The organism is Shewanella sp. 125m-7 (assembly GCF_052977045.1).
On record NZ_JBRILQ010000008.1, the window covers coordinates 77,073 to 92,409 of the forward strand.

Sequence of the window (15,337 nt, forward strand, 5' to 3'; positions counted from 1 at the left end):
TGGGGTTAACATAAATTAATTTAAGGTCTTCTGAAAGTTCTAGGATTATTGACATAGGGCAAAGACATTGGAAGTTATAGTAATATTTAATGCGCAAGACTTGTCAAATCAACCCGTATGAACCATAACCAATAGCATATTCTTCTGCAACCTCCATAAAAAGAGAGCCTGACTGATATGACATTAACAAGACGTGACTTCATTAAATCTGCACTCGCAAGCGCAGTTGCAGCGCAAGGGCTTACCTTGTTTCCTGCCGGAAAAGTATTTGCAGCCGATACGCAAACTATTCCCCATGCCAGCCATTACGGCCCCTTTAACGCCATCGTCAAAGAGGGTGTTTTGATAGGCGTACAGCCATTGAAAGATATTGACCCCTTCCCGACAAAGATGTTGTTAGAGGGGATCTTAAGCCGAACGTACAGCGACACCAGGGTAAAATACCCTATGGTGCGTAAATCCTACTTTGAGAACCCTTTAGGCGATCATAAGCCACACCTTAGAGGAAAAGAGCCTTTTGTACGGGTTGACTGGAACACAGCGATGGCCATGGTCAGCGCCGCGATTGCCAATACGATAGCCAAACACGGTAACCAAGCTATTTTCAGCTCATCTTACGGCGGATGGTCCCATGCAGGTTTAATGCGTCCACAAACCTTACAAGGTCGCTTTTTCAATCTAATTGGCGGACAAAGTGCTTGTAGCGGTGACTACAGCGCTGGCGCATCGGAAGTGATATTGCCGCATATCATAGGCGATATGGAGGTGTATTCCCCTCAAACTGCATGGCAAGTGATTGAAGACAATACAGAGCTGATGTTATTAGTTGGCTGTGATCCCTATAAAACGAATAGAATTGAGTTTAGGGTGGCTGATCATGCTATGCACAAACATTGGCAAGCCTTTGCGAAAAAAGGGATTGAGTTTGTATCTATAAACCCTCAACAAACTCAAACAGACAAAGCTATGGGTAGCGAGATGATCAATATTCGCCCCAACACCGATGTCGCACTGTTTACCGCGATGTCCTTTCATATTTACCAATCTGATTTGTATGATAAAGCGTATCTAGATAAATATACGGTCGGCTTTAAGCAATACCTTGATTACCTAAAAGGCACTAATGACAACACGCCAAAAAACCCCGAGTGGGCTGAAGCGATTACCGGTGTAAGTGCTGAGAAAATTCGTAAATTAGCTGAAGAGGTCGTCAAAAAGCGCACACAGATCTGTGCGGGATGGTCACTACAGCGAGCGCAACATGGCGAGATGATCCACTGGGCTATTATTAACTTTGCCGCTATGGCGGGCAAAATCGGTAAACCGGGCGAAGGAGCGGGTTTTAGCTGGCATTATGGTAATGGTGGCATGCCGCAGTCCGGTAAAAAGATGCCCGCGGGTTTATCTCAAGGCCGAAATCCTATCACAGCGCGATGCCCTGTAGTATTGATCTCTGAAATGTTGAATAACCCTGGCAGCAACTACACTCGTAATGGCCAAACCCTGACATTCCCGAACGCTAAGCTAATCTATAATGCAGGTAATAATTTACTGTCTCATCAGCAAAATACCAACGAATTAATTCAAGCCCTAAATAACAATGTTGAAACCATCATTAATCAAGATCCTTGGTGGTGCGCCTCCTCAGTTTATGCCGATATTGTACTGCCAAGTACGACAACGCTTGAACGCAATGATATTAGCTCTGGTGGCACTTATTCCAACAACAAGATCTACGCCATGAAGCAGGTACTTGAGCCCGTGGGTGAAAGTTGGAATGACTATGAAATATTCTCTGCATTAGCAAAAATATTTAATGTCCAGCAGGAATTCACTCAAGGTAAGACATTTATGCAGCATCTTAAAGATGCTTATGCATCGTCTGATGCGAGCGATAGCTTTGATAGTTTCTGGCTTAAAGGCGTTACCCATCTCAGCACACCCAAAGCCGCAACTGACTGGGTTCGACATCGTGATTTTTACCTCGACCCGGTAAAACATCCACTGCACACGCCATCAGGTAAAATTGAGCTTTATTGTGAGCAGATTGAATCATACAATTTGCCAGACTGCCCGCCTATGCCGGAATGGATCCCTCCTGCCGAATGGCTGGGGAATGCCAAACCCGATCAAGTTCATGTATTGAGTCCACACCCATGGATGCGTCTACATTCTCAAATGGCAAATGCTGATGTTAATAGCTATGAGTCTGTGGATGGTCGTCAATTTGCGTCAATGAATAAAGACGATGCTGCGCATCGTGGCATTAAAGATGGAGACTTGATTGAAGTGTACAATGAGCGCGGTACGTTGTTAGCAGGGGCGAAGATAGCCGACAATGTTATGCCGAGGGTTATTTATATCCATGAAGGGGCTTGGCTGCAATTAGATAACAAAGGCCGCTGTAATTCTGGCTCGATAAACATGCTAACCTCCGCTCGTCCATCAAGTGGCTTAAGCCAAGGCACGAGTGCGAATACCTGTTTGGCGGCCTTTAAAAAGTGTTTAGATCCTGAGTCACCGAATAAAGCTTACCAGCCTCCCAAAATTGAAACACCAACAACGCCTTTCGATATAAAAAGCTTGGGACTCGCAGCGGCCCTTAAATCGATAAAGGTCGTCAAACAGCAAACCCAGAGTAAAGGAGAAAAGATCTTCTACCATGCATGCACCATGTGTCATGCGGCACCAAACCCTGCAGATCATAGTTATAAACAGTGGTTAGGTATTACTCGTAGTATGTTCCCAAGAGCGGGGTTAAATGCAGATGAACAGGCTGAGGTACTCAAATTTTTGAAACAACATGCTAAACAGTAGATCTGTTGTTGCTTATATTTGTATGTCGCGATTTTGGTTAGTCTCGCTCATATCTTGATGACGCAGTCTTTCTCGATAAATACGCTTAAATGAATGACAAGCCCTCTTCACACCTAGAGGGCTTTTATCCATGCGCAGGATGATTTAGCAATAGGTTTAACTATCACTAATGAGAAAAGTCATTGAAATCCTCATATATTTTAAGGGTATGCCGTCGACAGATGTCACTACAAAAGCATAAACAAAACCATTATGTCTATTTATTAGGCACTCAAAGCTATTTTCTGGTTAATAATCATCCTAACGGCAAATAAATGCAGAAATCTGTTATCTAACTGTATACAGTAAAATTATTGACCGTCATTAAAAGGACGTATTATGCCAATAAAACCTCTCAGCAGTACCAAGCTTTATCGCGCATCGACGCTAAACAAGCTCTCTTCAGACTGCAAATCGACAAAACACTTAGAACCGTTAGATGAGATTGTCGGCCAAGCTCGCGCGCAACAAGCCGTTGAGTTTGCACTTTCAATGAAAGAAAAAGGCTACAATATTTACGCGCTAGGTCGAAATGGCCTAGGTAAACGCACCATGGTTTTACGCCACCTTAATCGTCAGGCTCCAAACTCAAATGGCCGTACACTATACGACTGGTGTTATGTGGTAAATTTTGACGATACGCGCAGTCCAAAAGTGTTAAAGCTGCCAGCGGGCATGGGCTTGAACTTTAAAAAAGACATTGAAAAACTGATGTCTAAGTTGCTTAAGTCGTTGCCTTTAGCCTTTGACAACGAGATGTACTACACCCGTGCCGATAAGTTAAAAAATCAGCTGACCGCAAAGCAAGAAGAAGCCCTACTCACCTTAACGGAGGATGCAAAGAAGCATTCGGTTGCTCTTTCAATTTCACCCCAAGGTAACTATGAGCTGGTGGCGCTCAACGGCGAAGAACCTCATACCGAAGAAACCTATTTAGCGCTGTCGCAAAAAGAACAGGATTTGATGCAAGGCGCCATCTCTAACCTTGAGGCACAGCTCCGTGGCATCGTTAGGCAGATCACCGTGTGGGAAGAAGAGTATTCCGAAAAACAACAAAAGCATGACGAGGAAGTCGCCGAAGAGGTGCTAGTCCACGCGTTAACGGCCCTTAAAGAACAATATAAAGAGCAGGCAAACGTTAAAGCCTATATCAAGGCGATGCATAAAGACATTCTTGATAATTTAGATATTTTCCTAGAAGAAAGCGAAGAACAAGCTGCCCTCGCCTACGCTTCTATGAGCAAAAAAATGCCAAGACGTTATCAGATTAACGTGCTGGTGTCGCAAGCGTCGCAAATGCAACCCATCATAGTTGAGGAGACCCCCAACTATCACACCATCTTTGGTTATGTGGAAAGTGCGACCTACAAAGGTACGGTTTTTACTGATTTCTCATTAATACGCCCTGGTAGCTTACATAAAGCAAATGGCGGCGTACTGATGATTGATGCTGTTAAAGTGCTTGAGCATCCTTATGTGTGGGATGGGCTGAAAAGAGCCCTACGTTCTCGTAAGTTGAGTTTGACCTCGCTTGAGCGTGAAGTCACGCTATCGGGCACTATCTCTCTTGATCCTGAGGCGATTCCGCTTGATGTGAAAATCATCTTATTTGGTGACTTTGCCACGTATAAGTTACTGCAGCAATATGATGCTGAGTTCACTGAGCTGTTTAGAGTTACGGCTGATTTTGAAGATAGAATGCCACGAAGTGATGAGTCCGAGTCCCATTACGCTCAGTTTATTTCGAGCATAGTACACAGTAATAAAATGTTGCACTGTGATAAGAAAGCTATCGGCCGTGTTATTGAGTTCAGCTCTAGACAAGCTGACGATCAAAACATGTTGTCGCTGCATTCTGTCGATATTGCCAATCTTTTACGAGAAGCCAATTATTGCGCCCGTGCAGTCAGTTCAAACATGATCAGGGTAAACCATGTCGAGCAAGCGTTAGCAAATAAAGAGAAACGTATTTGCCGCGCCAAAGATGACTATATGCAAAGCTTTGTCAATGGCACTACCTTAATCGATATTCAAGGGACAACGGTCGGTCAGGTGAATGGCTTATCGGTTATGTCGACCACGGATTATCAATTTGGCGCCCCGAGCAGGATCACCGCAACGACCTCCTTTGGTAAAGGCCGTGTATTTGATATTGAACGTAGTGTTGAACTCAGTGGCAGCATTCACTCGAAAGGCGTGATGATTTTAACTGCCTATATCGCCTCAATTTTGGGCAAGACAGATAAAATACCGCTGTCTACCCATTTAACCTTCGAGCAATCTTATGGTGGCGTAGACGGCGACAGTGCAACCATGGCTGAATTGTGCGCTATGTTATCGTCGTTCTCTGGTGTTGCACTGCGCCAAGATATCGCTATAACCGGTTCTATGAACCAGTTTGGTGAGGCTCAACCTATTGGCGGTGTTAACGAAAAAATTGAAGGCTTCTTTGATGTGTGCAAAATTAAAGGTCGTAAAAATAGCCAAGGCGTTATCATCCCGCAATCAAATATCCATAATTTAATGCTTCGCCGAGATATTGTGGAGGCCGTTGAAAAAGGTAAATTCCACATATGGGCAATCAGTCATGTTAATCAAGCTATTGAATTACTGACTGATATTAAGGTGGGGACTGTCAGTAAGAAAGGGGAATATACTAAGGGCAGTATTTTAGGTTTGGCTCAGGCAAGATTGAGCGAGTTACGCCAGTTGCATGATAAAGAGTCAAAAAGCTAGCCGCGTAAATGTGTTAACACACTCTAGGACGAGACGGTTTAAAAAGGGCGTGCCAAAAGAAACAGTGCAAAAATAATAAGCCAGTAGCCGATGCTACTGGCTTTGATTTTTCTATAAGGCGTTACTTAGTTAACATCAGCTCACGGATATACTTTACCGGCGCACTGCCATAACTTAAAAACTCCTCATGAAAGGCTTTCAAGTCAAAGTCGTCACCTTTTAAGGTTTTGTACTCTTCTCTGAAGTCATAGATCTCACGGTAGCCCGAATAATAGCTAGTAAGCTGAACTTGGCTAAGTGTTGCCCTGCGCCACTTGCCTTCGGCTTCCGCTTGTTGTTGGAACGCTTCGTTCATCATCAGATCTAACGCTTGCTCTTCAGTCATGCCGTTAACTTGAATGCTGTAATCTAAGATGGTGTTACATATGACGCGTAAATTCCATTTGTAATACATCAACCACATTTCAGGTTCAAAGTCGCCATAGCCTTCTTCAAGCATCATGCGTTCGGTGTAAACCGCCCACCCTTCAACCATAGCGCCGTTACCAAACAAGCTTTTCACTAGACTAGGCGATTCATTAGAATACACCAGCTGAGTGTAATGGCCTGGGATTGCTTCATGAATATTGAGCACTTGCAAAATCCAGTGGTTATATTCGCGCAGGTAACTTTCTGCCGACTCATCGCTCATGCCGTCAAGGGGCGTTACGTTATAATAGGTGTTACCCGACTTTTCATACGGACCTGGAGCACTGATCGATGCACCGGCATAGCCGCGCATATAAGCAGGCGTTTCACGCACAACTAATGGCTTATTAGGATCTAGAGTAATCAGATTTTTCTCGTTAACAAATGCAATTAACTCAGGGATCTGTGTTCGGACTTCGTCAACAAAATCCTGACGCTTAACATGTTTTGCAGACAGCTTATTGATAAGTTGTTTAATGGCGACTTTGTCATCTTCTGGGATCGGGGTGTCAAAGTACTTTCCCCAGAGCTGTTTGGTAATCTTAGCCATTTCAGCCTGTACACGATTTTTATCGTTTACCGCTTTGTTATATAAGGCTTTGCCTGACATACCCGCCTGGATATCGTAGCCGAACTTTTGCTCGTAGAGTTCCTCGCCGATGCGGAAGCTTCTCGCCCCTTCTTTTTCAAGCTTTGCCTCTAAAGCCGTTAACCAATCAATATGTTCATTAATCGCCATGGTGACTTTATTAAAACGATTAGCGAACAAGGCTTTTTCTTCGTTGGTCAGATCAGACTGTAGTACCTGATCGAGCAAATCATTAGAAAAGACAGAGAAAGCACCTTGGTTTTGCATGATGGCGAGCTGAGTATGCTCAATGGTTGGATCTTGGATGTTGTCCCTCGCCGCAGCGTAATAGGCTGGAACATTCTCCATTCTCGCTAATACTGAGCGCAAACGCTGACTGAGTGGCGCAAAATCTTCATTAATAATCTGTGCAAATCCACCCGAGACATTATAACTCGCAGGGTTCCACTGCCATGACTTGAAGGTGTCCATATTCCACTTCATTTCGGCAAGTAAGTTTTCGATAAGGCGATAATCCGTCAGTGTGGCTGGGGTCATCACTTTGGGATTAAACTGAGCAAGAGCGGCTTGTTGGGTTTGGATAAAGGCAAGGCTTGCTGCGCGAGTTTCGCTGTTAGGGACTTTTAATACACCGTCATATTTATGAAAACCGCTATATAGCGCCCATGTTGGCGACTCAATCCATAATGCATCAATAAAATTTTGACTAAATTGACCAAAGGCGAGATTTTGATCGGTTACCTCAACAGCGGCTTGTTCGGTTGCAGTCGGGCTTTGACAGGCTGTTAGGCCAATAAAAGACAACGCGATAGCCAAAGGCAGTGCGGCTTTTTTCATGGTGTATTCCCTTAATTTGTTAGCTCGTGGTCTAATGCCACTTTTAAAAACGCCTTAGTTAATCATGTTCTCTACATTTTTTCAGTAACTATACTCAGTTTGACAACCTTTGTTACACAACAAACGTTATCAAACTGATAGCGCCAGACGCCTATGTTTTAGTGATTTAGGTTAGCTTCTACCCAAGTTAATACGTCGGCAAAACGGTACTGTTCAAACTGAGCGAATCCTTTTAATTGACGCAATTTTAACTTGGTGAATATCGGCGTAGTCAAGCCGCATAAAAACCGACTTAACAGCACTGGCGAGACATGACGGGCTAACTTGTCGATGGCTTCGCGGCACACATCATTAAAGTAGAATTCAGTTAATGGTTTTAGTGGTTGAGGTACAGGTAACTTAGCCGGTTGGCCTAAACATACACTGCAGTGCCCGCAAGGTGCCGTTAAGTGTGGATCGGCAAAGTATTGCGCAAGCTGTAAACTTAAACACTCTTCACTGTCAAAAAAGTCGACTAACTGATTGATCCTAGTGATCTCACTTTGCTCTTTCATGCTAAAACGTTCAAATAATCGCGCCGCTAGCGAGTCATTTATATTGGCGCTATAGATATCATACACTTGGGTCAGTTGTTTACTTTGCAGTTCAATAAGCTGCTTTTGATGTAAGTAATCTAACGCTTTAATCGCTCTATCTCGGCTGTCAGGTAACTCTTGCTCTAGCGTATTAAAGTTGGCACTGTACCAAATCTTTGCTTTATCAGAGCTGTCTATCACCGCACTCACAAAAGCTTGTCGCTGCGGATCGAAGTTCGCCATAATCTGTTCTAACGGACATAATAGCTTGAAGCGGTAATCGGCAAAATAACTGTATTTAGGCTTAATGACCCGTAGCATTTCTAAATACACTAATAAGGTTTTTAAACTTAGCGCACGAATATTGGATGCCGTTGACAGCTGGTTAAGCATCAACTCCCACTGGGTTCCCGTTTGTGACGCCTGAGTAATTTCATCTAAGACAAATTTGATTGCACTAGGTTCGGGTGTATCGCCATAAACAAAGTTCTCAAGAACGTTCAGATTGTCGCGATTGGCGAGCACTAAACAATCGGAACTTAATCCATCTCGACCGGCTCGGCCAATCTCTTGGGCGTAATTTTCGATTGATTTGGGTAAGTCATAATGGGCGACAAAACGAATATCACTTTTATCGATCCCCATACCAAACGCAATCGTCGCCACAATGATTGGGATCTCACCGGCCATAAACTGACTTTGTATGGCTTTTCGCTTGTCGCTATCCATGCCTGCATGATAGGCAACGGCTGCAAAGCCACGATTGACTAGCGCTTTAGCGACGATCTCCGCTGTGTGTTGTAAGGTAACGTAAACAATACCACTCTGGTTTTGGAGCTGATTCTGCCTTTGCTCGAGCCAGTGACTTAAATAATTAATCTTATCTTGTGTACTGATCCCTACCGCATATAAATTTAAGTTAGCGCGATAAAAGCCTGTTAGGGTTATGCATTGCTGCTCGATGCCGAACTTACTTCCCATATCCTCGATCACTTTCGGGGTTGCCGTGGCGGTTAACAACAGCACTTGTGGGATATTTAGCTGTTTTTGATAAGCGGGAAGTTTAAGGTAGTCAGGTCTAAAGTTGTGGCCCCACTCCGAAATACAGTGAGCCTCGTCGATCACTAGAAGCGATATAGGAACCGACGAGATAAAACGCCTGAAACGTTCATTGTTGAGGCGTTCAACCGAAATCATTAAGATTTTTATCCGCCCGTCTGTGACGCCTTGTATAACCGCACTGGACTGCTCATTAGTCTGAGTCGAGTCTATGGACGCTGCAGGGATCCCTTTACTATTAAGGAACTGTAGTTGATCGTCCATCAGTGCTAGCAGTGGTGAAACCACAAGTGTTAGATGCGGTAAAGCGAGAGCAGGCAATTGATAACACAGAGATTTACCTGACCCAGTTGGAAAGATCGCCGCTGCACTTTGTCCATTCAATACGTTGTTAATAACATCGCCTTGCCCCAATCTAAACTCACTAAAACCAAAATAGCGATTAAGTAACGCCAATGCGTTATCCATATAAAATCCTGTATTAACTTGTAATGTGATGACTATTTAATTGTAGTAACGCTATTATGCGGGCGTTTTTTCTCTAGTCTAAAATAGGCTTTGACCGGATTATGATCAGAGCTAGAAGTGATGATTGATTCGGCCTTAACTAACTCTAAGTCTCGATAAAAGATATGATCAAGCTGATGACCCAGAATCGTGGTTCTAGAGTCAACATCTGGAATGACCTCGATTAAGCCTGTGCGTTTTGCCAGTTGCTTAACCGTATCAACTCTGGTGTCACTCCAAGTATTCATGTCTCCAGCAAAAATAACTGGGCCTTGATGATCTTGCAGTGCTTCTTCTGCAATCCTCAACTGACCTTGGTACTCTTCTAGACCGATAGTAAAATTAATACTGTGAATATTAACCACCAAAAGTTGGCTCTGATCTGACAGTAAATAATAAGAAACCAACATCGATTTTGGAAAGTTAATATGGGGCTCAGCTTTTCGAAACACACAGCTGCTAAGAGCTGGCTCTCGTGTTAAGTTCATCACCCCAATAGGCTCGCCGTCAAACCTAAATGCCTGTGCCAGTAGCATTGACAGTTGCTGCGTTTCAACGAAAGCGCCGAGTTCTTTAGATAACTGAGCCTCTTGGAGCAAAAGCAGATCTGAACGTTCAGCGAGTTGCTTTAACGTCTCCTCCCAGCCATAACTTTTCTGTTTATAAAGATTCCAAGTGGTGATATTGAGCTTTCCAAACCGATCAAGTGACTCTTTGGTTGGGTGTGTCATGCACTGAGCCTGGATGCTAGATGTACTGTCGTTGGTGACGAGTATATCGTCTGCAGGTATAACCGATGCGTCATAAACATAAAGGGATACGCCAACAGCAGCAATAAGCGCTAAAAAAATAACTTTTCGGATAATTTTCGCCATAATGGACTTATTCAGCTCTGTTCTTAGATTTAAAGTAATCTTTTCATTATAATAGCTTCTTAACGTTAATCACATATTCATTCTAAATCGCGATTAATTGCTCACGCTTATCTTCAAAGGCTTATCACGCTTGCTGTTAAGCGACTAAGGATAAAATTATCAAACACAATATGTATGAGTTTTATCAGCTATTAACTATAGCTGGGGTCTTTTTATACTGGTTAATTATTGCCGGGATCAGCATTCGTGTCGTCGCCAAAAGACGAACCATAGGTGTCTCTCTCGCCTGGTTAATGATTATCTATATTGTGCCTTTGGGTGGAGCTTTTGCGTACTTGCTATTTGGTGAACTTAATTTAGGCAAGAAAAGAGCGGTACGCGCAGAACTCATGTTCAAACCTTATGGTGAATGGTTTAAAAAGCTCTATGAATACCGGCAGTACCGTCCCCATGTTGCTAGTCTCTACGGGCAATCAATTAGTGCGATTTGTGAGAAACAAGTGGGGATCCCAGCATTAGCAGATAACCAGTTAACCTTATGCAGTGAAACCTATCAGATCCTAGATTATCTCATTGAAGATATAGAACAAGCCACTGAAACCATTCTCCTTGAGTTCTATATTTGGCATCCAGGTGGTAGAGCTGATGATGTTGCCGATGCGCTTATCAAAAGTGCACAACGCGGCGTAAAGGTTCGTTTATTACTCGACGCTGCTGGTAGTCGACAATTTTTCAAAAGCCAGTGGCCCAAGTTATTGAAGCAAAGCGGTGTACAAGTGGTTAGCGCCCTTGAGGTATCACCTTTTCGAATGTTCTTTAGGCGCTTAGATCTGCGCTTGCATCGTAAGATCGTGGTTATCGATAATCACATTGCTTATACAGGTTCTATGAATTTAGTTGACCCTCAGTTTTTCAATCAAGATGCTGGCGTTGGTCAATGGATTGATGTGATGGTTAGGATCACCGGCACCTCAGTACCTGTGCTTAATAGTATTCATGCTTGGGACTGGGAAGTTGAAACCAATGAACGTTTTCTTCCTGAGCAGCCGAAATGTTTATCCCATGAAGACAGCGAGATCACGGATTTAGTGCAAGTGATTCCATCAGGCCCTGGTATGCGTGAAGAAGTTATTCACCGCGTGCTACTTCAAAGCATTTATCAGGCGCAAAACAGTATCGTTATCACCACGCCCTACTTTGTTCCTAGTGATAACCTGCATATGGCGCTCATTATTGCCGCTCAGCGTAATGTTAAAGTCGATATCATCGTTCCGGATAAAAATGACTCTTTGATGGTTGAGTGGGCTAGTCGTGCCTTTTTTAGTGAGTTGTTGGAGGCTGGGGTAAACATTCATCGCTTTAAAGGCGGCTTACTGCATACAAAGTCTGTGGTGATTGACAGTAACCATTGCCTAATCGGGACGGTTAACTGGGATATGCGCAGCCTGTGGCTCAATTTTGAAGTGACACTCGCGGTTGATAATTTGGACTTTACGCAAAAGCTAGAGCAAGTCCAGCAAGACTACTTAAAGGATGCTGATATGATCGCTTTTGAAGAATGGAAAAAACGCTCACTTGCAAGCCGCACAGCAGAACGTATCTTCTATCTTTTTAGTCCTTTACTGTAATTTATTACAATGCGTTTTACGTTAAGCATCGATAACACTTTGCTTTGAATAAAATTGAATGGTTCAGCTCCTAGGGTGAGAACCATTTGTTGTTAAGCATTATCTGGAATCCTATGAATAAGGTTTTTATTATCGGTCTGCCGCGCACTGGTACAACGAGTATCAGTGTTGCTATGTTAGATTATGGCTATAAAGTTGCTCACACGGCTTATACCAAACACGCTTTTTATCTCGCCGACATCATATCTGACTCGCCTTGTTTTTGTGATTACCCACAGTTAGACAAGCTATTTCCTGGCGCTAAGTTTGTTTATCTTGAGCGTGATTTATCGCTCTGGGTCCCTTCGATGCAAATGCTGGTCAATAAAATGAAGGCGCAACTGGATCTCAAAACCGGTACGTTTAACCCAATACTCAAGCGCACTTTTAATGATACCTTCGATTTGGCAGTAACGAATGTACCCGATGACCCTACGCACTTAGAAATGTGTTACCGCCGCCATGAGCAGCAAGTTGTTAGCTATTTCAAAAACCGTGACGACCTTATTCGTATCAATGTGAGCGATGCACAGAGTTTGATGAAACTACTCACTTTTCTCGATATTCAGTTTGAAGGTACGCCCACATTCCCCCATTTAAATATAGGTAAAAAAGTGGCTTGTTGGAGCGAGCATAAGCATCCGAATAAAGTGAATGCCAATAGCGCTGGGCCGGAACACAGAAAGTTTTTTGAGTACGCAGCCAAAAGATAACAGTACGTGACAGTGCTGCAAACAGTCCTTGCAGCACTGTCCTACAGAAGCTTATAGAGTGAACGACTAGCATTGTCAGAGCCACAGAATGTGTGCATCTTTATTGGCGAGCGATAACGGACAAAGAATTAATTTCAGACAGCAAAAAGCCCGTTATCTTGCGATAACGGGCTTTTCTAATATGGCGGTGAGCGAGAGATTCGAACTCTCGTTAGGGATAAACCTAAACACACTTTCCAGGCGTGCGCCTTAAGCCACTCAGCCAGCTCACCGATGCAATATCTTTTACGTGTTTAAGCACCACGGCAACCTAACTATCAAACTGTACAACAGTTTTTTGCTAAGCAACGGAGCGGTACTTTACTGAAAAGCCTCTATTGCGTCAAGACAAATAGCTATGTTCTCAAACGTTTGGGTAATTGTTCACCATTTAAATGGGGTTTGCTTAAAGTATCAACTGATTTTGAATCTTTTGACCTCTTTAGACATCTCGCTAGTGTCTTCTACCAGTTTATCTGTAAGATTGCTGAGATGGTCAGCAATCGTATGAGTTTTCTGATATATCTCACTGATCTTTAGTGCGTTTTGATTCACTTCTTCCGCTACTGCAGATTGTTCATGGGTCGACGCTGCGATCTGCTCGTTCATACTTTCAATCACACCGATATGATTAACAATTTTTTCGAGCTCATTACTTGCGCGTTTTGATTCCGACACACTTTCACGGGTTTGTGCAGTACCACGCTCCATAGCCACTACTGCAACATTTGCGCCCTTGCGTAATCTTTCTGTCATCGACTTAATATCGCCAGTAGCACTTTGCGCCCGCTGAGCAAGGCTTCGGACTTCATCTGCAACAACGGCGAAACCACGGCCACTTTCACCCGCTCTAGCGGCTTCAATGGCAGCGTTCAGCGCCAACAAATTAGTCTGGTCTGCTATACCACTTATCACATCAGATACAGCCACAATCCCCTGAATATCATGCTCTAGCTGATGTAGTGCATCCGCAGAATCACTGATCTCTTGAGCTAGCACGCTTATTGTCTCGCTAGTTCGATTAACTTCTGCATTTCCCTCTTGCGCCTCGATATTGGCATGCGTAGATGCTTCTGAGGCTAGTACAGCATTGATTGCTATCTCGTTAACCGTCGCAGTCATCTCGGTCATTGCTGATGCAACCTGCTCCGCCTCTGCATGCCCTTGCTGGACATCGGTCCGTAATTGAGTCGAGTACTGCTCCATCAATGCGACCGCTTGTAAAAGTGAATTTGAATTGCTTTTTACATGTTTTATCACGCGCTCAAAGTCTGTCATCATGCCATTAAATGCCAAGGCGAGTTCACCAAACTCATCTTTGCTTTGCTGATCGATTCGAATGCTTAAATCAAAATCTTTGCGCGCCTTAGTCACTGAGTTATGCAATCTCGAAACGCTCTTAAGAATATAATGGGTCACTGATAATGAGAAAAATAGCACTAGGGTGGCGGCTAATCCGATGGCTATAACAACGCCATAAAAACTAGTTGTAGCTGATGATAAACGCTGCTTTGTCGTAACGAGTAAATCGTTAGATAGCACATGCTCGAAATCTGTCAGTAATTCGATTCTTTTGGTTGATGTATGGAACCATTGCTCTGCTTTTTGTAGTGCAATTTCTCGGGCCGAACCACTAAATGCAATTTCCCGATATTGAATAACATCTTTTATCGCACTTGTGTTGAGCAAGGCGGCATAGTCAGTACGACTAGACTTATCTGCTAAGGCTAAAAATCGTTCCTGATAGCTTGCCTGCTCGGCGACTAAGGTAACAAAACGTCTAAATACCCCATTTTTGAAGCCATCATTACCAAAAGTAGAGCTTAGCACTGCTCTTTCTAAGCCCGCTCTCTCTTTCATTTGTAAATACGCTGCAAATGCTGCTGAACGTATCGCTATCTCTTGGCTGGCGGCATTAATCGCCGTTAAATCGACAATGCTGAGCAGTAGTCTGTTGAGCTCGGAGTAAAAAGCAACTTCCTCGGCCACTGTAATCGACAACTGGCTAACACGGTTTCGGATGGTAGGAATATCCGCGATTAGCAGTTGTACAGTTTCAATCTGACTCGAAAATGCAGGCGGCAAGGTGTGCACACTCAGGAATTGTTGATAGCTACTTAGCTGAAGATCAGTTGCATTTTGCTGCAGGGGTAACGGGCTTGAAAATGATTGACCTTTTGAACCTATAAAACCGGCGCTCATGCCGCGTTCTTTTTGCAGCTCATGCACCAAGTTACTATTCATAACAGCAAGTTCGCTTAGCACTAGCACTTGAGTAAGTTGCTGCTTCAATTCATATTGAGTTTTTGCATAGAGTCCGCCAAACACAATTGAGGCGATAAGTGGCGGTAAGATAACGATGAATAATTTTTGTTTTAATGAGAAATTGCCAATCCAAGTCAGTTTCATCCGTAAC

General features: G+C 43.5%; 8 protein-coding genes and 1 tRNA gene. 4 read left to right on the forward strand and 5 right to left on the reverse strand.

Annotated elements, in window-relative coordinates:
- Window positions 1-177: 177 nt before the first annotated feature.
- Window positions 178-2,817, forward strand: coding sequence for a molybdopterin-dependent oxidoreductase (locus ACVBIL_RS05845; RefSeq protein WP_447166044.1), 2,640 nt, complete (start codon window positions 178-180; stop codon window positions 2,815-2,817).
- Window positions 2,818-3,195: 378 nt separating this feature from the next.
- Window positions 3,196-5,592 carry a Lon protease family protein gene (locus tag ACVBIL_RS05850; protein WP_447166045.1) on the forward strand — a complete coding sequence of 799 codons (2,397 nt, stop codon included), beginning with the start codon at window positions 3,196-3,198 and terminating at the stop codon, window positions 5,590-5,592.
- 121 nt (window positions 5,593-5,713) lie between these two features.
- Here the strand turns inward: ACVBIL_RS05850 and ACVBIL_RS05855 are convergent, their stop codons facing one another.
- The 3 genes from ACVBIL_RS05855 to ACVBIL_RS05865 all read right to left on the reverse strand — a co-directional run bounded on the left by ACVBIL_RS05855 (window position 5,714) and on the right by ACVBIL_RS05865 (window position 10,502).
- On the reverse strand, window positions 5,714-7,486 hold the full coding sequence (locus tag ACVBIL_RS05855) for a DUF885 domain-containing protein (protein ID WP_447166046.1): 1,773 nt from the start codon (window positions 7,484-7,486) through the stop codon (window positions 5,714-5,716).
- 158 nt (window positions 7,487-7,644) lie between these two features.
- Window positions 7,645-9,588 carry a RecQ family ATP-dependent DNA helicase gene (locus ACVBIL_RS05860; RefSeq protein ID WP_447166047.1) on the reverse strand — a complete coding sequence of 648 codons (1,944 nt, stop codon included), beginning with the start codon at window positions 9,586-9,588 and terminating at the stop codon, window positions 7,645-7,647.
- Window positions 9,589-9,620: 32 nt separating this feature from the next.
- A complete protein-coding gene (locus ACVBIL_RS05865; RefSeq protein ID WP_447166048.1) occupies window positions 9,621-10,502 on the reverse strand; it encodes an endonuclease/exonuclease/phosphatase family protein in 882 nt (293 codons plus the stop codon).
- 170 nt (window positions 10,503-10,672) lie between these two features.
- Between ACVBIL_RS05865 and cls the strand changes: the two genes are divergently transcribed.
- A complete protein-coding gene (gene cls, locus ACVBIL_RS05870; RefSeq protein WP_447166049.1) occupies window positions 10,673-12,130 on the forward strand; it encodes a cardiolipin synthase in 1,458 nt (485 codons plus the stop codon).
- 113 nt (window positions 12,131-12,243) lie between these two features.
- Window positions 12,244-12,882, forward strand: coding sequence for a sulfotransferase (locus ACVBIL_RS05875; RefSeq protein WP_447166050.1), 639 nt, complete (start codon window positions 12,244-12,246; stop codon window positions 12,880-12,882).
- 182 nt (window positions 12,883-13,064) lie between these two features.
- On the opposite strand, the gene ACVBIL_RS05880 is transcribed toward ACVBIL_RS05875, so the two are convergent.
- Window positions 13,065-13,154: transfer RNA gene (locus ACVBIL_RS05880), tRNA-Ser, on the reverse strand.
- A gap of 181 nt (window positions 13,155-13,335) precedes the next feature.
- Complete coding sequence (locus ACVBIL_RS05885) at window positions 13,336-15,330, reverse strand: methyl-accepting chemotaxis protein (RefSeq protein WP_447166051.1); 1,995 nt, start codon at window positions 15,328-15,330, stop codon at window positions 13,336-13,338.
- Window positions 15,331-15,337: the final 7 nt, after the last annotated feature.

What these genes read in the sequence shown, in the direction of transcription:
- ACVBIL_RS05845 (WP_447166044.1), top strand. Translation starts at nt 178, where the DNA reads ATGACATTAACAAGACGTGACTTCATTAAATCTGCACTCGCAAGCGCA.
- ACVBIL_RS05850 (WP_447166045.1), top strand. Translation starts at nt 3,196, where the DNA reads ATGCCAATAAAACCTCTCAGCAGTACCAAGCTTTATCGCGCATCGACG.
- ACVBIL_RS05855 (WP_447166046.1), bottom strand. Translation starts at nt 7,486, where the DNA reads ATGAAAAAAGCCGCACTGCCTTTGGCTATCGCGTTGTCTTTTATTGGC.
- ACVBIL_RS05860 (WP_447166047.1), bottom strand. Translation starts at nt 9,588, where the DNA reads ATGGATAACGCATTGGCGTTACTTAATCGCTATTTTGGTTTTAGTGAG.
- ACVBIL_RS05865 (WP_447166048.1), bottom strand. Translation starts at nt 10,502, where the DNA reads ATGGCGAAAATTATCCGAAAAGTTATTTTTTTAGCGCTTATTGCTGCT.
- cls (WP_447166049.1), top strand. Translation starts at nt 10,673, where the DNA reads ATGTATGAGTTTTATCAGCTATTAACTATAGCTGGGGTCTTTTTATAC.
- ACVBIL_RS05875 (WP_447166050.1), top strand. Translation starts at nt 12,244, where the DNA reads ATGAATAAGGTTTTTATTATCGGTCTGCCGCGCACTGGTACAACGAGT.
- ACVBIL_RS05885 (WP_447166051.1), bottom strand. Translation starts at nt 15,330, where the DNA reads ATGAAACTGACTTGGATTGGCAATTTCTCATTAAAACAAAAATTATTC.